A 20,422-nucleotide genomic window follows, 5' to 3' on the forward strand; every position below is an offset into this window, starting at 1 on the left:
GCATGCAAGGAGCCTCAAGCTACGCGGGTCTGGTCGATCAGGCCTTCTGGTACATCCTCGGCGTCTCGGCCCTGCTCTTGGTCGGCATCACGGCGGTGATGATCGGCTTCGCCGTGCGCTACAGCCGCAAGCGCAACCCGAACCCCTCGCAGATCCACGGCAGCGTGCTGCTGGAGACGCTCTGGACGGTGATCCCGACCCTCTTGGTGCTGACCATGTTCTGGTACGGTTGGACGGGATTCCGCGTGATGCGCACCGTCCCGGCGGACGCCCTGCCCATCAAGGTCACGGCCCGCATGTGGAGCTGGTCCTTCGAGTATCCCGACGGCCGCAAGTCCCCCGAACTGGTGGTGCCCGCGGGGCGCCCGGTGAAGGTGCTGCTGGAGAGCCAGGACGTGATCCACTCCTTCTTCGTGCCGGCCTTCCGGGTCAAGGAGGACGCCATGCCGGGCCGGGTGAACCACGCCTGGTTCCAGTCCGACAAGCCCGGCGAGTACGACCTGTTTTGCGCCGAGTACTGCGGCGACCAGCACTCGCGCATGCTCAGCAAGGTGCGCGTGCTGCCGGCGGCCGAGTACGCCGTCTGGCAGGCCAACCCGCCCGCCTTGCTGACGGGACCGGACCTGCTGGCCGCCAAGGGCTGCACCTCGTGTCACAGCCTGGACGGCAGCCGCCTGGTGGGTCCCTCCTTCAAGGCCCTGGCGGGACGCCGGGAGACCGTCACCTCGGGCGGCGTGGACAAGGAGATCAGCGTGGACGAGGCCTACGTGCGGCGCTCCATCCTGGAGCCCAAGGCCGATCTGGTGAAGGGCTACGACCCGGTGATGCCCGAGCAGCGCAGCCAGTTGACGGACGACGAACTGGACGAGATCGTCCGCACCTTGCTGGGGCTGTGATGGTGTGTCACCCATTCGTTTGGGATCCCCCGGTCAAGCCGGGGGATGACGTCGGATTGCTGGAGGATGACGCCAGATTGGCCAGGATGCTCGACACCACCGGCCTTCGCTAGGGCAAGACCACGGCCAATTCGAACGAGCAGGGGAATGCCGCCATGAAGACGCTGCTGGAGCTGATGAAGGTGAAGATCACCATCGCGGTGACCTTCACCACCGCCGTGGGCTACGTGCTGGCCCGCGGGCGCTTCGACGCGGGCATCCTGCTGCCGCTGCTGGGTCTCTTCCTCCAAGCCGGCGGCGCGGCGGCACTCAACCACGTCCAGGAGGCGGACATCGACGGCCTGGTGCCGCGCACGGCCCGCCGGCCCATTCCGTCCGGCCGGGTCACGCGCGGCGGCGCGCTGGGTCTGGCCGCCGGCCTGCTGGCGCTGGGCAGCGCCATCCTCTGGGCGGGCTCCGGCGGGTGGCCCGTGGCCGTCGGGCTGGCCACCGCCGTCCTCTACAATGGCGTCTACACGCCGCTCAAGCGCATCACGCCCTTCGCCGTACTGCCCGGCAGCCTGATCGGCGCCCTGCCGCCGCTGGCGGGCTGGCTGGCCGGCGGGGGCTTCCCCCAGGACCTCACCATCCACCAGGTGGCCTTCTTCTTCTTCATCTGGCAGGTGCCGCACTTCTGGCTGCTCCTGCTCTTCCACGAGAACGCCTACCGCGAAAACGGCCTGCCCAGTCTGTTCGACCGCTTCGAACGGCGCCAGATCCTCCGGCTGACCTTCAGCTGGACGGCGGCCACGGCCATCGCCGGGCTGCTGATGCCGCTCTTTCGCGCCGTGCGCCACGACCTGACGGGCTGGCTGATCGCCCTCTCCGCCGCGCTGCTGATCGGGTTGGCGGCGCGCTGGCTGGCCGCGGGCTTCCGCAAGGTCCCAACGGAACCGGCCGCCGGGGAGACCGGCGGCCGCGTCTTCATCCGCTGCTTCATGGCGATCAACAGTTACGCGCTCTTCGTGATGCTGGCGCTGATCCTCGACCGGGTGGTCTGAGGCCGCAGGCTTCCCCCTCTCATCAAGCGCGAGGCGAATCCGCCAACACGTGACCCACCTGCCGCACCTGGATGGCCCGGGCACCGAAGGCGGCGTCCACGCTTTCCCCGGCGTACACGATCCAGCGGTTGCGGGCAGGGCGGCCCGTGGCCTTCTCGAAGGCTGTGAATCCCCGGGTGAACTCTTCGTGGAGGGTCTGGGCGGACTTGATCTCCACCAGCAGGGGACCTTCAGCGGAGTCCGCCACCAGATCCACCTCGTGGCCTCCATGGTCGCGGTAGAAGCTGAGGTTGCTGCGCAACCCCGAGTTGAAGCGCGCCTTGACGAACTCGCCCACCACCAGGTTCTCGAACAGCGCGCCGGCCAGGGGATGGTTGGCCAATTGCCGCGCCTCTTCCACCCCCAGCAGAAAGGCCGCCAGCCCCACATCGTGGAAATAGAGCTTGGGCATCTTCACCAGGCGCTTGCCGATGTTGGCATGCCAGGGCGGCAGCAGGAACACGATGTAGGCCGCCTCCAGCACGCTCAACCACTGGCGCAGGGTGGATGCCGCCACGCCCACCTCGCCGGCCAGGGAGTTCAGATTGAGCAATTGCCCCACCCGTCCGGCACAGAGGGTCAGGAAGCGCTGGAAGTGGGACAGCAGGCGGATCTCCCCTTGCAGGCGTACATCCCGCTCCAGGTAGGTTTGGATGTACGCGGAATGCGCGGCGTAGGGCGGCAGCTTGGCGGCATGGATGCGCGGGTAGAACCCGCTGAAGAGCAGCTCCGGGAACTCTGGCAGCAAACCGGCCGCGGACAGTTCGGCCATGCTGAGGGGCAGCAGGTGCAACAGGGCCGTGCGGCCCGCCAGCGATTGGGACACGGCCTGGCGCAGCCCCAGTTGCTCGCTGCCGGTGAGCACGAAGCGCCCAGGCCGCTCGTCGGCATCCACCAGCACTTGCACGGTGCTGAGCAGCTCCGGGGCCCGCTGGATTTCGTCCAGCAGCACGCCCTCCGGGAAGCGTCCGAGGAAGCCACGGGGATCGGCCAAGGCCTGGGCTCGAACCTGTGGCTCCTCAAGATTGACATGGGCCAACTGGGGGAAGGCCTGGCGGGCCAGGGTGGTCTTGCCCGACTGGCGCGGACCGGTGAGGGTCAGGATGGGGAAGTTGCCGGCCAGTTCCGCGGCAACTTGTGTCATTTGGCGTTGGATGTACATGTCAATCATCCTGTTGTGAAATTCGTCGATAGTATCGACAAATTTCACACACGACGCAAGGTGAGCATGAGGTCCACGACCCCGGTGTTCCTCCTTTCGCACCAACTCAACGGAAACGGCTGCCGGGGAGACCGGCGCGCGTCAGATCTCCTCCTCGAGGAAGCCCTGCAGGCCGTCCTGGCGCAGCTTCTCCCGCGCGCAGACCACCACCACGGATTCGCTGGCCGGATCGATGACCTCGCGGGCCACGGCCCGCAGCTCGTCCAGATCCACGGCGCGCAGGCGGCGGATGTTCTGCTCCAGCAGTTCCTGATCCAACCCCTGGCGCTCGCGCTCCAGCCGCAGGCGCACACGGGCCACGGGGGACTGGGCCAGCAGCAGGCCCTTCAGGCTGGCCAGCGCGGCCTCCTCCACCTTGCGGGCGGGGATCTCCGCGCTCTGTAGCCAGTCCCAGACGCCCCGCAAGTCCTCCAGCGACTCGCGCAGCCGGGGATCCCGGTAGGTGCTGCAGTGGAAACAGCCGTTGGCGCTCTGGGCGAAGGCGCCGTAGGCCCCGCCCTGCTCGCGGATGCGCGCGTGCAGGTACTGGGATTCCAACAGTCCGGCCGCCACCCGCAGCAGGGGCCAGTCCGGATGGGCCCGGGGCAGGCCGCGCCAGGAGATGCCCGCGTAGCTGACGGTGGAATCCGTCAACCAGGCCCGGGGGGCCCGCTCCTCCACCCACTCCGGCAGCGCTGCGTCCACGGGCGCGGCCTCGCGGCTCCAGTCCGCTTCGAGCCGGGCGCGCATCCCGTCCAGCACGTCGGGATCGGCGGCCAGCAGGGCCTGGCGCGGCGCCCGGGCGGCCTCGTGCCCGCGGGTGCGGATCTGCTCCAGCAGGGCCGGCGTCTCCTCCTGCTCCAGCGCGGCCCACAGGCAGCGCAGGCCGGGAAAGCCATGCACCTGGTTTTGCAGCCAGCCTTGGCGACTCTGGGCCGCCCCCAGGGCCTGCCACAGGTGGCTGTGGACCTGCGGACCCGCGGCGCTCCGCCGCCAGTCGGTGGCCCGGCTGCGCAGGAACTGCTGCCAGCGCGCGTCGTCGTCCAGGCGCGGCGCCTCGAGGGTCAGGCGCATCATCCCAGCGTAGTCGGGGGCCAGCTCCGCCGCGCAGTGCCCGCGCAGGCGCAGGCTGCCCTGCAGGCGGTCCGCGTCGCGGGCGTCGCTGAAGAGCTGATAGTCAGCCTCCAGGGGCGCGCCCAGGCTGCGGCGGCGCAGGTCCGCCTGCTCGTGGGACAGGTTGCCGTAGCCGAATTCCGGCAGATAGCCGAGCCAATGGGCGGCCCGGGCCGCCTCGGCCGAACAGGGCGGCAGCTCCACCTCGAGATCCAGGTGGCAGAGCCCGTTGGCGGCCGTGGACTGGGCCCGCAGCAGCAGGCCCGGCGCGGCGAAGGACTCCAGGGGATCCCGCACCAGCCCGCGATCCACGTCTTCCAGATGCAGCAGCGGAATCATCCCGTCGCGGCTGTGGTCGTCGCGGTGCAACTGCAGGCGCCGGGCCGCCTGGGCCAGTCCGGCGCGCGCGGCGGTATCCAGCTCCGCCTCCCGTGCGGCCAGCAGGGCCCGCTCGGCCTCCGCCTCGCGCAGTCCCAGGCCCTCGTCGGGCCGCGCCCGCAGGCGCACCAGTCCGCTGGGCTCCAGCACCCGGGCCCGCAACTCGGCCCGCATGAAGTCCGGATCGCAGAGGCGCCCGCGCAGCCGCTCCAGCACCAGGGCCGGGTTCAACCGCTCCAGGGGATCCTGCTCCAAGCGGCCGGCTTCGCGCACGCGGTCGATCAGCAGCATGGGGAAGGCGCCCGGGCCGGCGTCCTCGTCCTCGGTGCTGCGCTGCTCCAGCAAAAGCTGGTCGGTCAGCGCGCGCAGCAGGGCCGGGTCCAGCGGCGCGTCCGCCAACCGCTCCAGCTCGGCCTGCAGACGGTCGAGGTTGGCGTCCATGGCGGCACACTCCATGCCCTGGGCTCCCAGCAGCAGCAGGGGTTCCAGGCCCACATGGAGCAGCGTGGTCAGCGGTCCGCCCATGCCCGACTCAAGAATCAGACGCACCAGCGGCGCCTCGCTGGATCCGCCCAGCCAGTTCATCAGCACCTGGCAGATCAGCTCGTCCTCCAGCCCGGCGTTGCGCCCCAACCGCCAGGCCAGCACGCCCAGGCCCATCCGCTCCGCGCCTTGCCCGCTGTATGGGAAGGGCAGCTCCACCTCCAGCGGCTTGGGCGCCCACTCGCTCCAGCCGGGCAGCGGGGCCGGCGTGCCGGGCGTTCGGGAGAGCGGCCCCAGCACCAGCTCTTCCAGTCGCTCCTGCAGCTCGCCGGGCGCCAGCGGACCGCAGTAGTGGAAGCGGGCGTTGGCCGGGCAGTAGTAGCGGCGGTGGAAGGCCAGGAAATCCTCATAGCCCAGTCCGGGGATCGCCGCCGGATTGCCGCCGGAGTCCAGCGCATAGGGCGTGCCGGGATGCAGCGCGGCCAGCAGCCCGCGCACCACGCGGCTGACGGGATTGGCGTAGTTGGCCTTCATTTCGTTGAAGACCACGCCGGTGAGCTGGAGGGGCGAGGCCGGATCCGCGGGGTCGATGGGCTCCAACCGGTGTCCCTCCTGGGCGAAGGTCTCCGGCGCCAGCAGCGGAAAGAAGCAGGCGTCCAGGTACATCTCCAGCAGCTGGTCGAAGTCCTTGCGCAGGGGCGTGTGGAACAGGTAGCTGGTCTGGTCCCGGCCCGTCTGGGCGTTGGAAAAGGCCGAGAAGGAGCTGGAGCTGCGCTTGTGGAACATGCCCGGCACGGGGAAGCGCCGGCTGCCCTCCAGCACGCAGTGCTCCAGGATATGGGCCACGCCGCCCTCGTCGGAGGGCAGCGTGCGGAAGCTCAGATCGAAGGCGTGCAACTCCCCGGGCAGCTGCAGGTGGATGTGGCGCGCCCCGCTGGCCTGGTGGCGGTACTCGAAGACCTGCAGGCCGAAGGCCGGCACCGGAGTCTGGCGGATCAAGGTGAACATGGCGACCTCTAGCTCTTGCCCCAAGGCATCGTCGGACTGGGCGACCGGACGCCTGAAAATAGGGACTCGCCGCGGGAACGCTGCTTGAATGGTAGCTTCCAGCCCCAATGTTGGAGTCGATCATGGAGAGTTACGCCGCCTGGGTGCGGACTTACCCCTTTGGCAGCGCGGCCATGCAATTCGCCGTGCTGGGAACGCTGGGCGAGCTGCTGCCCTGGTGGCTGAAACGCATCCGCCTGCTGCCCTGCACGCGCACCCAGCTGGTGGGAAAAGTGATCGGCTGGGCCCTGCTGGGTTTGCTGATCAAGTTCGGCTTCCTGCTGATGAACGGGGCGGCGGACGCCGTCCTGGCGCACGGGCTGCTGCCGGCGGGTTTCGTCCAAGGGCTGGGCCACGCCCTGCTCGTCTCGGTGCTGCTCAACCTGTTCTTCGGTCCGCAGATGATGTTCTTCCACCGGCTCTGCGACAACGTCATCCTGCGCCAGCGCCACTGGACGGGGCTGGACAAGGCTTGGTGGACGTTGATCTGGTTCTGGATCCCCGCCCACACGATCACCTTCTGGCTGCCCAAGGACTACCAGATCGGCCTGGCGGCGCTCTGGAGCGTCGTGCTGGGCATCATCCTGGGCGCCACCTCCCGCAAGACCACGCGCTGACCAGCCTGTGTGACAGCGACGCAAAGCCCGTCCGACCGGACGGGCTTTCTCATGTTCGTGACACTGGCCACGCCCTTCAGTCGGCGGCGGGGTCGCCGCCCAGGCGTTCCCGGGCCGAGCGGTTGCAGCGATTCATGGCCTCGCGGATTCCGCTGCGCAGCAGGATGCGCACGCCGCTCTCGGCCTCTTCCAGCATGTCCGTCACCGCGCCGCGGACGGACTCGGGGATGGGCGCCAGCACGAAGGACTTCCACTGGGCGGATTCCACCGTGCGCGGGGGCCGGAAGCCCAGCCGCAGGCGGGCCACCCGGGGTCCCAGGTGCTGGACCACGTGGCTCATCCCGTTGTGGTTGCCGCCGCTGCCGCTCTCGCGGAAGCGCAGCTCGCCCAGCGGCAGGTCCATGTCGTCGAAGACCACCAGCAGATCCGCCACGTCTACCTTGTAGAAGGCGCTGACCTCCGCCGCCGCCTGGCCCGAGAGGTTCATGAAGGTCGTGGGCTTGACCAGCAGCACGTCGTGGCCCTCCAGCTGCAGGCGGCACTCCAGATAGGAGCCGCGCCCGCTGCGGAATCCCGCGGCGCCGGCCAACCGCTCGACAAGCATGAATCCCAGGTTGTGCCACGTGTTTCGGTAGCGCAACCCGGGATTCCCGAGACCCAGAATGACGTGCATGTCCTGCGTTACTTGGTGCGCATCTTGGTGATCTGCACCACAGCCACGTGGTCGGGGTTGAGCAGCTTCAGGGTGGGCGTGCCCAGATCCCGCACCAACACGTTGCCGCCGGCTTCGAGGTTGGTGATGTCGATCTCGAAGAAGGCCGGGATGTCCGAGACCTTGCAGGAGACCCGCACCTTGTTGATCAGCCGGCGGACCTGGCCGCCCTGCTTGACGCCGATGGGGTTGCCGATGAGCACCACGGGCAGCTCGGTCACCACGCGCTGCTCGTTCTCCACGGCCATGAAGTCCACGTGCAGCACGGCCTCGGAGACGGGGTGGCGCTGGATGTCGCGGATCAGGCAGTTGTGGAGCGCGCCGTCGGCCGTCTTCAGCTCCACCACGCGGGCGTGGTGCTGCAGGGCCATCTCGAGGGCGTGGGCCTTCACCGACAGGTGCCGGGTTTCGAGGTTCTTGCCGTAGACCACCACGGGCACCAGTTCGCCGCGACGGGTGGTCCGGGCGCCGCCCTTGCCAAGGCGATCGCGATTCAGGGCTTCAAGGGTAATGGCACCCATGGATCTCTCCTGTACTTGTATTGCTCTTGTCAGCCGAACAGGGTCGCGATGGACCGTTCGTCATGAATCATCCGGATGGCCTCGGCGAAAATGGGCGCCACGCTCAGCACGCGCAGCTTCTCCACGCCCAGGTCCTCCCGGAAGGGAATCGTATCCGTCACAATGATCTCGCGCAGCGGCGCCGCGTTGATGCGCTCCACGGCCTGCCCCGAGAGCAGCGCGTGCGTGCAGGCGCAGGTGACGCTGAGCGCGCCCAGGTTCATGGCCACCTTGACGCTCTGGGTCATCGTGCCGGCCGTGTCGGCCATGTCGTCCACGATGATCACGTTGCGGTCGCGCACGTCGCCGATCAGGTTCATCACCTCGGCCACGTTGGGCGCCGGCCGCCGCTTGTCCACGATGGCCAGCTCGGCGCTCAGGCGCTTGGCATAGGCCCGCGCCATCTTCACGGAGCCGATGTCCGGCGCCAGCACCGTGGGCTGCTCCAGCTGGAGCGACTCCAGATGGGGCAGCAACACCGCCCGACCATACAAGTGGTCGAAGGGAATGTTGAAGAAGCCCTGGATCTGCTCGGCGTGCAGGTCCATGGTCAGCACCCGGTCGGCCCCGGCGGTGGTCAACAGGTCCGCCACCAGCTTGGCCGCGATGGACACGCGCGGCTGGTCCTTGCGGTCCTGCCGGGCGTAGCCGAAGTACGGGATGACGCAGGTGATGCGCCGGGCGCTGGCCCGCTTGGCCGCGTCCAGCATCAGCAGCAACTGCATCAGATTGTCGGCGGGCGCCAGGGTGGACTGGACCAGGAAGACGTCGGCACCGCGGATGTTGTCCTGGTACTTGACGTACAACTCGCCGTCCGAGAAGCGCCGCAGATCCACGTCGCCCAGGGGAACTCCCAGGGAATGGGCGATTTTCACCGCCAGACTCCGGGAGATCTCGCCGGAGAAGATGCGCAGTTCCGTCACGCGACCACCTTCACCTGCACAGGTTCCCGGCCGTCCACCCCGAACGGCCGCTCGAAACGCATGTCCCGGCGGCTATGCGCCGGATTCCGCTGCCGTCTCCGTCCCGGAGGGCGGAGGCGCCTGACCAGACGCCAGTCGGTGGTACGCCGCCAAAACCTGTTCTTCGATTTCCTGCCGGAATTCGTTGCTGATCGGGTGCGCGATGTCCCGGTGGCTGCCGTCGTCCATCCGACGACTGGGCATGCACACGAACACCCCCCGCTGGCCTTCGATCACCTTCAATCCCCGGATCACGAAGACATCGTCGAAGGTGATGTTGACAAAGGCTTTCAGCCGCTCCTCATCTCGCAGATTCACGTTGACTTCGGTGATTCTCATGGAGCCCCTTTCCGCCTCCCGGCTATGGGGAGACTGCGCTGGCTGGACGAGTCAGCAGGACGACCGGAACCATGGTCTCCAGTTGCTGTGTGGCACGCGAAGCCGACTGCACGCTGTCAAAGAGTCCGTAAAGCGCGGACCCGCTCCCCGACATGGCGGCGTAGCGGGCCCCGGATTTCCGCAGGATTTGCTTCAACCCTGCCAAAACCGGAAACGCGGCGAAGACCACGGACTCGAAATCGTTGCCCGGCCAACCCGCCGCATCCCCAGGATCCGGAATGAATCCATGGGAACCTTGGAAACTAGCGTAGAGCCCCTGCTTTGTCAATGAAGCGGACAAGCAGGAGTAGGCCCACGCCGTGGAGACATGCAGGCCGGGCCAGACCAGGACCACCACGTCCTCGAACAGGGGCGCCAGGGGGGTCAACACCTCTCCGCGCCCGGTGACATGCGCCCAATCGGCCGACAGGAAGAACGGAACATCGCTTCCGAGGGTCAAGCAGAGATTCTGCAATTGGGACAATTCCAGTCCGGGGGCGAAGCAGGCGTTGAGCAGCTTGAGGCAGGCCGCGGCGTCGCTGCTGCCGCCGCCCAACCCGGCCCCGGCGGGGATGCGCTTGTGGAGCTCCAGCTCCACCGGCTGGTCGGCCCCCGGCAGACCGGCGGCGCGGGCGGCCGTCCGCCAGGCCGCGAGGGCTTTCAGGACGAGGTTGTCCGCTCCGGCGGGCAGGGCGGGGTCGCTGCAGCGGAAGAGGTCGCGCTCCGCCGGGCGCAGGCGCAGCGTGTCGTGCAGCTCCAGCGGGACGAACACCGACTCCAGCTCGTGGAAGCCGTCGGGCCGCCGGCCCAGGATCCGCAGCCCCAGGTTGAGCTTGGCCGGAGCCCGGCCCTCCAGCCATTCCTGCCCCATCTCCCCTCCGCCGCCGCCAGCCTCAGACGGGCACCTTGCTGCGCCGCCGCCGCGCACCCGGCACTTCCTTGCGGCTGCCGCGCTTCTGGTCGCCGTAGTAGTAGTAGCGGTTGTAGTAGTGGTAGTAGTAATAGTAGCTGCCGTAGACGCGCTTCAGGTCGTAGTCGTTGAGCACGGCCCCCAGGACGGCGCCCTCGCTGCTCTCCAGCCGGTTCAGCGCTTCGGTCAATTCCCGGCGGTGGCTGGAATTGCTGCGCACCACCAGGATCACGGCGTCCACCAGCCGCGAGAGGATGGTGGGGTCCGTCACGGGCACCACGGGCGGCGTGTCGATGACCACGAAGTCGTACTCCCGGCGCGCCCACTCCACCAGCCGCACCATGGCGTCGCTGGCCAGCAACTCGGCGGGATTGGGCGGAATGGGGCCGGCGCTGAGCACGTAGAGATTCTCGATGTCCGTGTCCGAGACCGTGCCCGCCGCGGCCTGGTTGCCGGAAAGCAGGCCCGACAGGCCGATGTTGCGCTCCAGGCCGAAGTTCTTGTGCGCCGTGGGCCGGCGCATGTCCGCGTCGATCACCAGCGTGCGCCGCCCCGTCTGGGCCAGGGTGACGGCCAGGTTGGCGCTGGTGAGGCTCTTGCCCTCCTGGGTCGTGCTGGAGGTGACGATGATCGCCGGCGCCAGCCCGCTGCCCGCCTGGGGCCCGCGCTTCTCCTGCTCCAGGCGCATCAACAGCGTGGTGCGCAGGGAGCGGTAGGCCTCGCTGATGGGCGACTTGGGACTGAAGTGGGTGATCAGTTTGCGCTTGATCTTCCAGACGTCCTCTTCGCGCAGGTCGTGCCCGGCCTTGTGGCGCAGGGCGCGCTCCAGGCGCCGCACGTTGATGGTGGGCACGGCCCCCAGCATCTGCAGGCCCGCCCGGCGCAGGTCCTCCGGCGTCACGATGCGCGTGTCGAACAGGTGGTAGATGAAACTGATGCCCACGCCGAGCAGCAGGCCCAGCAACAGGCCCAGCACCAGGTTCAGGCGCTTGTCCGGGCGGATGGGCTGGCCGGGCACCTCGGCCGAATCCAGCAGGCGCACGTTGCCGATCATCCCGGCGGCCACGGCCTGGTTCTCCTGGTACTTCTCCATCAGCAGGCGGTAGAGCTTCTCGTTGATCTCCACGTCGCGCGTGAAGCGCACGTACTCGCGCCCGGCCTCGGGCAGCTGCCCCAGCCGCACCTCGAAATCCGCCACCACCTTGCCCTGGGCCTCGCGGGCGGCCCGCAGCGCCAGGTTCTCCACGTCCAGGTCGATAATCCGCTCGTAGATCTGTTGCATGGTGCCCAGGGGGTCCGAGCTCTTCATCTCGCTGGCGGAGAGTTTGTTGGTCTCCTCCTTCATGGCGGTCTTGACCTTGCGCAGCTCGTCTTCCAGGCGCGTGACGTAGTTCTCCCAGCCCGCCTCGGCCCGGGCGCGGATGTTGGCGATCTGCGTCTGCTTGTCCGCGATCTCCTTGCTCAACTGCTCGATGGTGGCCGTGGAGAGATTCTCCACGTCGTCCACCAGGCTGCTCTGGCCCTGGCTGTACTGGCGGCGCAGATTTTCCAGCGAGACCTCGTTGGACTGCAGTTCCAGGTTGATCCGGCTGAGCTCGGTCTGGGCGTTGGCGCTCTGCTGGACGATGGTGGCAGTCTCCACATCCAGGGCCGAGAGGCGCGAACCTTCCTTGAAGGTGGTCAGCGAGCTCTCCGCCGTCTGCAGGCGCAGGGTGACCTGGTCCAACTGATCCTTGAGGAAGGTGGCCAGCTCGTTGTACTCGGCCCGGCTGAACTCCTGGTTCTGCCGGTAGAAGCGCTCGGCGACGGTGTTGGCCAGATAGGCGGCCTCGAACCCCGTGGCGGCCTCCACGCTGATCGCCACCACGTTGGAGTTCTGCACCTGCTTGACGCTGAGCCGCTCCAGCAGCCAGCCGATGGCTTCGTCCTCGGAGTAGGCCTTGGGGCGGTTCGGGTAGCCCAGCACGCCCAGCCGGTCCGCGTAGGCGCCGTCGCGCACCACCTGGACCACGTCCCGGGCCAGACGCCGGCTCTCCAAAATGCGCAGCTGGTCGGCCACGCTGAAACTGGCCACCGAGCCCGTTCCGTCCAGCGACAGGCCGGCTTCCCAGGGACTGTTGGAGACCACCATGGCCGTGGCCTGGGCGCGATAGACGTAGGTCATGCGCGAGTTGATCAGCAGGGCGACCAGCAGTCCGGCCAGCAGGGCGCCCAGCACGAACCAGCGGCCCGCGTAGAGGATGCGGTAGATCTCGCCCAGGTCGATCTGGCTCGCGTCCTCATCCGGGGACACGGCACCGTGGGATTGGCGGGAGGATTTCAAGCCCCCTTCTCCTTCCATTGCATGAGATCGGCAAAACTCAACCGGAGCAGGGGCAGCGCCAGCAGGCCCAGCAGCGTCAGCAGCAGCCAGGTGATCAAATGGTTGCCCAGGGCAAAACTCATGGCCTGCTCCGTTCCCGCCCCCAGCAGGCCCATGGCCAGCGCCGTGAAGTACTGCACGGTGCCGAAGGCGCCGGGCGCGGCGGGGATCATGTAACCCAGACTGACGAAGACCAGGAGGAGCAGCAGGGAGGCCACCGGCGCCGCGTGGAAAGCCGGCAGCACGTCTCCCAGGTGATAAGCGTGGATCATGGCCCCCAGGGAGGCAAGGTAGCACGCGTTCAGCAGCCCGGTGAGAACCAGCAGCAGGAGGGCCTCCCAGGGCGAGCGCAGGATCTCCAGGCCCCGGGCGAAACTGTGGAACAGCCCGCAGAGGCGGTTGGCCACCTTGCGGGGCAGAAAGCGCAGCAGCAGGCCCTCCACCCGGTCCAGGAAGCGCTGGCGCCAGATCACCAGCCCGGCCAGCAGGCCGAGTCCCAGGCAGGTCACGCCGCCCAGCAGCGGCAGCAGGCCCCGAAAGCGCGAGAGCATGGCCAGCCCGTCCTCGCTGCCGGCGGTCCCGACGGCGAACAGCTCGCCCTGGAGCAGCAGCATCAGCAGCAGCACGCCCAGCGCGCCGGCCATGTCCAGCACGCGCTCCAGCACGATGGTGGCCAGGGCCCCGGCCATGGGAATCCGGCTGCGCGCGCTGAGGGCGCCGGCCCGCAGCACCTCGCCCAGCCGCATAGGCAGCAGGTTGTTGGCCATGTAGCCCAGGTTGGTCAGGTGGAACATCCGCACGAGAGGCACGCGGTCCAGCGGGCCGCTGATCACACGCCAGCGCCAGGCCCGGATCACCAGGGAGAGCACCAGGCAGAGCAAGGCCCCCAGGAAGGGCAGCGGCCGCAGGTCCAGCAGCAGGCGGCCCACCTGGGGCCAATCCACGCGGCTGCTGAAGAAGGCCGCGCGCCAATCCAGGCTGCCGTGGAACCAGGCGCCGGGCTGGGGCTGGAAGGCGAACAAATAGAGGAAGAACAGCGAGATCAGGACGGCCAGGGCGCTATGGCGTCGCATGGGCCGCTCCCGGGGCGCGCAGATCGATGAGTTCCATCCCGGCGGGCTGGCGGAAGGTCAGCTCGCCTTTGCGCGGGCTGCGGTCGGGCCAGGAGCGGCGGCTCTTCACCAGGAAGCGGAAGCGCGTGTCGGAGAAGTCCGAAAAGGCCATGTCCGCCGGCCACCACTGCCCGCCCTCCTGGGCCAGCACCAGCACGATCTCGCGCATGTATTCCGAGCTGGTCTTGGGCGCCAGCTGCAGGCGCTTGCGCCGGGGACCTTCGGCCTTCAGCGCGGTCACGCGGAAGCGCTCTTCGAGCAGGATCAGCAACTGGTGGGGCAGCAGCACGTCGGGACTTTGGCCCGGGCGCTCCAGCAGCACCTGGCTGCCGCCGGTCTCCCAGCGCCAGAGGTTCTGGCCGTCGCTGAGCAGGTGCAGGCCCTCCAGGTCCACGCGGAAGGCGCCCCCCGGACAGGCCAGCAGCCGGCCCGCGCTGCGGTTGGTGTCGTGGTCCATGGGCGAGATCAGTTCCTGGGTGAATTGGATCTCCCACAATCCCCGGGCCTCGAACTGCTTGCGGACTTGGGAGAGCAGGCGGTCGCCCTCGCCGGCCTGGGCGGACAGGATCCACAACAGGAGGATCAACAGATGGCGTGTCACAGGCTGCGTTGCTCCTCAAGCCAACTCATGTCCACCAGGACCTGCCTGGCCTTGGATCCGTCGAAGGGTCCCACGACGCCGGCCAGCTCCAGCTCGTCGATGAGCCGGCTGGCCCGGCTGTGCCCGATGCGCAGGCGCCGCTGCAGAACGGAGACCGACCCCTGCTGGGAGAGGATCACCTGCTCGGCGGCCTCCCAGAACAGCTCGTCCCGGGTGGCGGACTCGGCGCTGGTGGGACGCGTGCTCTCCACCTCGCTGCTGGTGGGCAGCCGGAACTTGGGGAAATCCCGGCTCTGCTTGCGGATGTGGTCCAGCAGCGCGCGGATCTCCTTGCCCGAGATCAGGCAGTTGTGCATGCGGACGGGCTCGGGCGAGCCCGAGGCCAGGTAGAGCATGTCGCCCCGCCCCAGCAGCTGGTCGGCGCCCATGCAGTCGATGATCGTCTTGCTGTCCACCTTCTGGCGCACGGCGAAGGCGATGCGCGCCGGAAAGTTGGCCTTGATCAGCCCGGTGAGCACGTCCACGCTGGGCCGCTGGGTGGCCACCACCAAGTGGATGCCCACGGCGCGCGCCTTCTGGGCCAGCCGCGCGATGGAGACTTCGATCTCCTTGCCCGCGGTCATCATCAGGTCCGCCAGCTCGTCGATGATCACCACCAGGTAGACCATCTTGTCCGGCATGCGGTCCTGCCGGCCGGGCAGGGTCAGGTCGCCGGCCTCCAGCCGCCGGCCCACTTCGCCGGACTCCAGCGCCTCGTTGAACTCCTGGATCGAGCGGTAGCCCGTCAGGCTTAAGTAGCGGTAGCGGTTGTCCATTTCCACTTCCAGCGAGGCCATCACGCGGACGGCGTCCTGGGGGTCCGTCACCACCTCGCCCTCCACGCCGTCCATGCCCGCCAGGAAGTGGTCGGCGATGCGCCGGTAGTCGGAGAGCTCGATCATCTTGGGGTCCACCATCACGAACTGCACCTCGGTGGGCAGCGCGCGCAGCAGGATGCTGCAGATGATCCCGTTCACGCAGACGCTCTTGCCCGAGCCCGTCTGCCCGGCCACCAGCACGTGGGGCATGCTGCGCAGGTCGGCCACGGCGGCCTCGCCCGAGCTGGTCTTGCCCAGGGCCACGGTGAGCGGGCTGGCGGCGCGGATGAACTTCTCCGTGTTGACGATGGACTTCATGAACACCGTGTTGCGCATCTTGTTGGGCAGCTCGATGCCCACGGCGCCTTTGCCCGGCACCGGCGCGATGATGCGGATCCGCTCGGCCTTGAGTTTCATGGCCAGGTCGTCCGCCAAGGCCACAATGCGGCTCACCTTGACGCCCGGGGCGGGCTCCAGGTCGTAGCGCGTGATGACCGGGCCGGGATGGACGTGCACGACGCGGGCTTCGACGTTGAAGTCCTTCAGGCAGCTCACCAGCGCCTCGGAGTTGGCCCGCAGGTCCTCTTCGGTGACGTGGTACTCGTCGGCGGGCGGATCGGCCAGCAGATCCACCGGGGGCGGCGTGTAGCGGAACTCCGCCGCCTTGCCCTCCGCCCGGAAGCGCAGCTCGCGCTCCACCACCTCCTGGGTGATCTCGAATTCGCCCTCGTCCCCCCCGCCGGGCGGTCGGCGCCAGAGCGGCGGCTCGTCGCCCGAGCGGCCGTCCTCGTCGGCGGGCTCTTCGAACAGGGGCAGACCGGGGGCGGCGGCGGGCGCCGGTGCGGGCGGCTCGGGCGGGGTCGGCTCAGGAACGAACGCGGGCGGGGTCCGGCCGGCGCGCTTGCGTTCCTGCTCCAGGCGGGCGGCTTCCTTGCGGCGGGACTCCTCCAGCAGCTGGCGGCGCAGGGCCCGCCGGCGCCAGGCGCCCAAAAGGGTGGGGAACAGACCTTGCAACCCGGCGGCCAGCCGGGCCAGCAGGGGTCCGGGATGCCAGCGGAAGACCACGGCCAGCACCAGCAGGTCGAAGGTGGCCAGGCTGATGAACAGCCCCACCGCGCCGGTGGACTCCACCATCTGGTTGATCAGCACGGCCAGCCAGGCGCCGGAGATCCAGCCGCCGCCGGCCTCGGCGCTGTGCAGGCCGCTCACCCGGGCGATGGAGCCCTGGCTGAGGGCGCCCGCCATGGCCAGCAGGAAGAGCTTGGCGCCGAACTTCCACAGGCGGCGCGTCTCGCCTTCCTGGATCAGGGTCCAGGCCAGCAGTCCCAGCAGGATGGGCAGGCTGACGGACCAGATGTGGCCCAGGCCGAAGTTGATCAGCGCGTAAGAGGTCCAGTAGCCGAAGTGGGAGAGCAGGTGGTCGCCGGGATAGTCCAGGCCTTCCCGCGCGAACAGGACGGAGATCAGCAGGAGCAGACTGAGCCCCAGCAGGGCCAGCCCGGTCAGGACCCGCCGGGTCACGGGGGATGGTCCGTGCGTCCGTGCCGTCACGCCGTCTCCTGATTCTCCCGTTGCTCCGCCCCGGAGGACCCCTGGATCTCCCCGACCGCGGCGGTCTCGTCCTCCTCCACCTCCGGCGCCGGCGGGCGCAGGGTGATCTGCTCGTCGTGGTAGAAGGGCACCAGGTCCAGTTCGTCCACCCGCGCGCAGCGCTCCAGGTCCGCCCCGAAGCCCAGGGACTGCAGGCCGCGCCCGTGGGTGGATTCCTCCAGGCCGGCGCGCGGATCCGCGCCGTAGCGCTCCGCCAGCGCCAGGCCCACCCGGGCGGCGTCGTTCAGCAGCGGCTCGCGCTCCGGCCAGGCGTCCAGCAGGCGGCGGACCAGCAGGCCGCCGCAGAGCGCGTCCTCCAGGCAGAACTGCTCGCGGTTGCCCGAGCAGATGATCACCACGTCGCCTTCCTGCCGGGCCAGCCAGCGGGCCGTCGCCCCCAGGTTCACCAGGGCGGCGATCGCCACCACGCGCTGGTGCCGCAGGCGCGCCAGGGCCACCGTGCCGTTGCCCGTGAGCATGACCACGGTCTGGCCCTTGAGCCGCGGATCGGCGTACTCGGCCGGGCTGTTGCCCAGATCGAAGCCCGGAATGCGCCGGGCGTCCTTCTCGCCGCCCAGCAGCACGCGCGAGCGGCCCAGGGATTCCACCAGCTCGGTGACCTCCCCCAGGTCCGCGGCGGGCAGGATGCGCGAGCAGCCCGCCGCCATGCCGTGGCAGATGGAGGTGGTGGAGCGCAGCACGTCGATCAGGACGACGTTCGCTCCCCGCCAGGTGCTGCTTTTCTGCGGAAAGGTGAAGTACAGGTCGATGCTTAGCGGCACGGCACGTCCAGTTCCACGAAGGGCGTGCCCACCACCCGCGCCGCGCTGCGCTTGCCGTTCAAGTCCACTTCGAACTCCAGGCCCAGCTTGTCGTGGGGCAGATCGAGGTAGACCATGCCGATGGCCTTGCCCAGCACGGGACTGTGGCCGCCCGAGGTCACGGTGCCGATGCGCGTGCCGTCCAGGTAGCAGGCCTGGCCGTGCCGCGCGATGCCCCGCCCGGTCATCTCGAAGCCCATCAGCCGACGGGTCAGACCCTCGGCCTTCTGGCGCAGCAGCAGGTCGCGGCCGAGGAAATCCCGGCCCTTCTTGAGCTTGGTGATCCAGCCCAGGTCCGCTTCCAGCGTGCTGGTGCTGCCGTCGATGTCATTCCCATACAACGCGAACTTCATCTCGAGCCGCAGGCTGTCGCGGGCCCCCAGGCCCACCGGCCCCATGCCGCGCTTCTCCAGTTCCGGCAGCAGGATGTCCCAGAGGGCCACGGCCTGCTCGTTCTTCACGTACAACTCGAAGCCGCGCTCCCCCGTGTAGCCCGTGCGGGCCAGGATCAGCGGGATCCCCCGCAGACTGCCCATCCGGAACCAGTAATAGGGCAGGTCGGAGAGGTCCTGGTCGGCCAGCTCCAGCACCAGCTGGTAGGCTTCGCGCCCCTGGACGGCCAGCAGGCTGTACTCGTCCGAGCGGTCGGTGAGGGTCACGTCCCCGCTCTTGTGCTGGTTCAGCCAGGCCCAATCCTTGTCGCGGTTGGAGGCGTTCACCACCAGCAGGAAGTGCGTGTCGTCGATGCGGTGGACCAGCAGGTCGTCCACGATGCCGCCCTCCGGGGTGGGCAGCGCGGAGTACTGGACCTGGCCGTGGGCCAGGGCGGCCACGTTGTTCACGGTGACGGAGTCCAGGAAGGCCTCGGCGTCCGGGCCCTCCACGAAGAACTCGCCCATGTGGGAGACGTCGAACACGCCGCCCTTGCGGCGCACGGCCATGTGCTCCTCGAGCATGGAACCGTATTGGATGGGCATGCGATAGCCCGCGAAATCGACCATTTTGGCGCCGCAGGCCAGGTGCCGGTCGTTGAGAGCTGTGAGTTTGGCGCTCATCTATGTGCCTCATGGATTGGGGTTGGAACGTGCCGTCAATGTAACCAATGGGTTGCGATATTCCGGCCATGACCTGGCGCGACACCCCCTTCCGCAGCCGCCTGGGCAGCGTCGCGACCCTCCTGGCGGCGCTGCTGGCGCTGGGCGTCCACCCGCTCCAGCCCTGGGCCGCCACCCGCCTGGACGACACCCGCTCGCGGCTGGACAGCCTGGCTAAGGAGCAGTCCAGCCAGCGCGAGCGCCTGGGTCGCCTGGAGGGCCAGGAGCAGGCCGGCTTGGCTCGCCTGGACCAGTTGGAAGAGCGCGGCGCGGCCCGGCGGCGGCTGCGCCGGCAGCTGGAACAGGAGCTGCTGTTGCTGGAGACCTCCCAAACTCTCCAACAGGAGGAACTGGCCGCCCTGCGCGTGCAGCTGGACAGCCTGGGCCAGCGCCGCACGGCCACCGGCGGCGAGCGCGCCCGGGTGCGCTCCGAGGCCGCCGCCCTGGCTCGGCGGCTCTTTCCCTTGCGCCGGCTGGATCCCCTGGCCCTGCTGTTCCAATCGGCCTCCCCGCCCGCCGCGGCCCGCAGCCTGCGCCGTCTCCCCTGGCTGGGTCGGGGTCTGGAGCGGCGGCTGGCCACGCTGCAGGCGCTGGACGCGCAACTCGGTCAGCTGCAACAGGCCGGCGACGAGGCCAGCGCCCGGGGCGCGCGGCATCTGGCGAATCTGGAGCGCGACGGCCGGCGCACGCGCACGGCGCGCCTGGAGGCCCAGGCGGAACTGCAGCGGCTGGAACATGAGCAGACCGAGCAGGGCCGACTGCTGCGCTCCCTGCGCCAGGACAAGGAGCTGGCCGCCGCCCAGGCGGAGCGGCTGCGCCAGGCTGGACAGGAAGTGGGGCGCCAGGTGGAGACCCTGCAGCGCGGCTGGCAGGAGCGCGAGACCCGCCGGGAGAGCGAATCCCGCCGCCAGCAGGCGGTGAGCAGCCGGCTGGGCGCGGCCGGCGCGCAGGATCCCCCGCCCGCGCCAACCCCGACCCCCAAACCCACCGCCAGATCCTCGGCCAGCCCGCCGCCCGCCCGTTCGGCGGCCGAGGACGTGCAGGCAAAATCCATGACAGGCAAGGGTCTGCTCGCAGCCAAGGGTCGGCTGCCCCAACCCGTGAGCGGACGCATCAGCCGACCCTTCGGAGCCCGCCCGGACCCGACCCTGGGCACGGTGCTGGACAACCCGGGCGTGGATTACAGCTGCGCGCCCGGCGCCGCGGTGAAGTCCGTCCACGCCGGCCGGGTGGAGAAGCTCACCTGGGTGCCGGGCTTCGGCAACACGCTGCTGCTCAGTCACGGCGGCGACAGCTGGACGGTTTACGCCAAGCTGGACGAGGTCCAGGTGCGCGAAGGCCAGGCGGTGAGCGCCGGCCAGGCGCTGGGCCGCGCCGGCCGCTTCGATTCCGCCGAGCAGGGCGCTCTGCACTTCGAACTCTGGCAGGGCCGGCAGCCTCAGGATCCCAAGCTCTGGCTGGCGCGCTAGCTACCGATCAGCGGCGTGCTCTGGCACGGTGCCTGACACCACTTGGCCCGATTGTCCAGTCCTCCGTTCCTCCAACGATGGGGAGCTCGCCTTCGCGCCGCAGTCCGGACCCCGGGGTGGCCATCCTCCGGGAGGCGGGACTCTTTTCGCTACCTTTCGCCCTCGAAATCGGGAGTTTCC

The 20,422-nt window shown here is 69.1% G+C and carries 17 protein-coding genes; 4 read left to right on the forward strand and 13 right to left on the reverse strand.

Going from position 1 to position 20,422, the window contains the following annotated elements; translation table 11 throughout:
* The first annotated feature begins 2 nt into the window (after nt 1–2).
* The gene (gene coxB / locus WC326_10900; GenBank protein ID MFA7331566.1) at nt 3–896 is read left to right on the forward strand and encodes a cytochrome c oxidase subunit II; all 894 of its coding nucleotides are present in this window, start codon (nt 3–5) and stop codon (nt 894–896) included.
* A gap of 155 nt (nt 897–1,051) precedes the next feature.
* Nucleotides 1,052–1,936 carry a UbiA family prenyltransferase gene (locus WC326_10905; GenBank protein MFA7331567.1) on the forward strand — a complete coding sequence of 295 codons (885 nt, stop codon included), beginning with the start codon at nt 1,052–1,054 and terminating at the stop codon, nt 1,934–1,936.
* 22 nt (nt 1,937–1,958) lie between these two features.
* Here the strand turns inward: WC326_10905 and WC326_10910 are convergent, their stop codons facing one another.
* A complete protein-coding gene (locus WC326_10910) occupies nt 1,959–3,137 on the reverse strand; it encodes an ATP-binding protein (GenBank protein ID MFA7331568.1) in 1,179 nt (392 codons plus the stop codon).
* 141 nt (nt 3,138–3,278) lie between these two features.
* The gene (locus tag WC326_10915; protein MFA7331569.1) at nt 3,279–6,158 is read right to left on the reverse strand and encodes an insulinase family protein; all 2,880 of its coding nucleotides are present in this window, start codon (nt 6,156–6,158) and stop codon (nt 3,279–3,281) included.
* A 122-nt stretch (nt 6,159–6,280) separates the two neighbouring features.
* Between WC326_10915 and WC326_10920 the strand changes: the two genes are divergently transcribed.
* Nucleotides 6,281–6,814 (forward strand): hypothetical protein, encoded by a 534-nt coding sequence (locus tag WC326_10920; GenBank protein MFA7331570.1) that lies wholly within the window; start codon nt 6,281–6,283, stop codon nt 6,812–6,814.
* Between the two features lie 76 nt (nt 6,815–6,890).
* Here the strand turns inward: WC326_10920 and pth are convergent, their stop codons facing one another.
* The 11 genes from pth to gcvT form a co-directional block, all read right to left on the reverse strand.
* On the reverse strand, nt 6,891–7,487 hold the full coding sequence (gene pth, locus WC326_10925; protein MFA7331571.1) for an aminoacyl-tRNA hydrolase: 597 nt from the start codon (nt 7,485–7,487) through the stop codon (nt 6,891–6,893).
* Nucleotides 7,488–7,495: 8 nt separating this feature from the next.
* Complete coding sequence (locus WC326_10930; GenBank protein ID MFA7331572.1) at nt 7,496–8,047, reverse strand: 50S ribosomal protein L25; 552 nt, start codon at nt 8,045–8,047, stop codon at nt 7,496–7,498.
* A gap of 29 nt (nt 8,048–8,076) precedes the next feature.
* The gene (locus tag WC326_10935) at nt 8,077–9,009 is read right to left on the reverse strand and encodes a ribose-phosphate pyrophosphokinase (protein ID MFA7331573.1); all 933 of its coding nucleotides are present in this window, start codon (nt 9,007–9,009) and stop codon (nt 8,077–8,079) included.
* A 72-nt stretch (nt 9,010–9,081) separates the two neighbouring features.
* Nucleotides 9,082–9,387, reverse strand: a complete 306-nt coding sequence (locus tag WC326_10940; GenBank protein MFA7331574.1) for a SpoVG family protein — start codon at nt 9,385–9,387, stop codon at nt 9,082–9,084.
* Nucleotides 9,388–9,409: 22 nt separating this feature from the next.
* Entirely contained in the window at nt 9,410–10,297 is an 888-nt protein-coding gene (ispE, locus tag WC326_10945; GenBank protein MFA7331575.1) for a 4-(cytidine 5'-diphospho)-2-C-methyl-D-erythritol kinase, read from the reverse strand.
* Nucleotides 10,298–10,319: 22 nt separating this feature from the next.
* Nucleotides 10,320–12,659 carry a polysaccharide biosynthesis tyrosine autokinase gene (locus WC326_10950; protein MFA7331576.1) on the reverse strand — a complete coding sequence of 780 codons (2,340 nt, stop codon included), beginning with the start codon at nt 12,657–12,659 and terminating at the stop codon, nt 10,320–10,322.
* Nucleotides 12,656–13,771: a lysylphosphatidylglycerol synthase transmembrane domain-containing protein gene (locus WC326_10955; GenBank protein MFA7331577.1), complete on the reverse strand. Its 1,116-nt coding sequence runs from the start codon at nt 13,769–13,771 to the stop codon at nt 12,656–12,658. The genes WC326_10950 and WC326_10955 overlap by 4 nt, the downstream gene beginning before the upstream one ends.
* A complete protein-coding gene (locus WC326_10960; GenBank protein MFA7331578.1) occupies nt 13,758–14,411 on the reverse strand; it encodes an outer membrane lipoprotein carrier protein LolA in 654 nt (217 codons plus the stop codon). The genes WC326_10955 and WC326_10960 overlap by 14 nt, the downstream gene beginning before the upstream one ends.
* Nucleotides 14,408–16,819: a DNA translocase FtsK gene (locus WC326_10965; GenBank protein ID MFA7331579.1), complete on the reverse strand. Its 2,412-nt coding sequence runs from the start codon at nt 16,817–16,819 to the stop codon at nt 14,408–14,410. The genes WC326_10960 and WC326_10965 overlap by 4 nt, the downstream gene beginning before the upstream one ends.
* A complete protein-coding gene (locus WC326_10970) occupies nt 16,816–17,640 on the reverse strand; it encodes a 2-phosphosulfolactate phosphatase (protein MFA7331580.1) in 825 nt (274 codons plus the stop codon). The genes WC326_10965 and WC326_10970 overlap by 4 nt, the downstream gene beginning before the upstream one ends.
* Nucleotides 17,631–18,734: a glycine cleavage system aminomethyltransferase GcvT gene (gcvT, locus tag WC326_10975; protein MFA7331581.1), complete on the reverse strand. Its 1,104-nt coding sequence runs from the start codon at nt 18,732–18,734 to the stop codon at nt 17,631–17,633. The genes WC326_10970 and gcvT overlap by 10 nt, the downstream gene beginning before the upstream one ends.
* Before the next feature lie 68 nt (nt 18,735–18,802).
* Between gcvT and WC326_10980 the strand changes: the two genes are divergently transcribed.
* On the forward strand, nt 18,803–20,242 hold the full coding sequence (locus WC326_10980; protein ID MFA7331582.1) for a peptidoglycan DD-metalloendopeptidase family protein: 1,440 nt from the start codon (nt 18,803–18,805) through the stop codon (nt 20,240–20,242).
* Nucleotides 20,243–20,422: the final 180 nt, after the last annotated feature.

Source organism: Candidatus Delongbacteria bacterium (assembly GCA_041675285.1).
In the GTDB taxonomy this organism is placed as follows: Bacteria; CAIWAD01; CAIWAD01; order CAIWAD01; family CAIWAD01; genus CAIWAD01.

Excerpts from the sequence above, each read along its gene's own strand:
- gcvT (MFA7331581.1), bottom strand. The coding sequence starts at position 18,734 with ATGAGCGCCAAACTCACAGCTCTCAACGACCGGCACCTGGCCTGCGGC.
- WC326_10955 (MFA7331577.1), bottom strand. The coding sequence starts at position 13,771 with ATGCGACGCCATAGCGCCCTGGCCGTCCTGATCTCGCTGTTCTTCCTC.
- WC326_10905 (MFA7331567.1), top strand. The coding sequence starts at position 1,052 with ATGAAGACGCTGCTGGAGCTGATGAAGGTGAAGATCACCATCGCGGTG.
- WC326_10915 (MFA7331569.1), bottom strand. The coding sequence starts at position 6,158 with ATGTTCACCTTGATCCGCCAGACTCCGGTGCCGGCCTTCGGCCTGCAG.
- pth (MFA7331571.1), bottom strand. The coding sequence starts at position 7,487 with ATGCACGTCATTCTGGGTCTCGGGAATCCCGGGTTGCGCTACCGAAAC.
- WC326_10920 (MFA7331570.1), top strand. The coding sequence starts at position 6,281 with ATGGAGAGTTACGCCGCCTGGGTGCGGACTTACCCCTTTGGCAGCGCG.
- WC326_10930 (MFA7331572.1), bottom strand. The coding sequence starts at position 8,047 with ATGGGTGCCATTACCCTTGAAGCCCTGAATCGCGATCGCCTTGGCAAG.
- WC326_10910 (MFA7331568.1), bottom strand. The coding sequence starts at position 3,137 with ATGTACATCCAACGCCAAATGACACAAGTTGCCGCGGAACTGGCCGGC.
- ispE (MFA7331575.1), bottom strand. The coding sequence starts at position 10,297 with ATGGGGCAGGAATGGCTGGAGGGCCGGGCTCCGGCCAAGCTCAACCTG.
- coxB (MFA7331566.1), top strand. The coding sequence starts at position 3 with ATGCAAGGAGCCTCAAGCTACGCGGGTCTGGTCGATCAGGCCTTCTGG.
- WC326_10980 (MFA7331582.1), top strand. The coding sequence starts at position 18,803 with ATGACCTGGCGCGACACCCCCTTCCGCAGCCGCCTGGGCAGCGTCGCG.
- WC326_10940 (MFA7331574.1), bottom strand. The coding sequence starts at position 9,387 with ATGAGAATCACCGAAGTCAACGTGAATCTGCGAGATGAGGAGCGGCTG.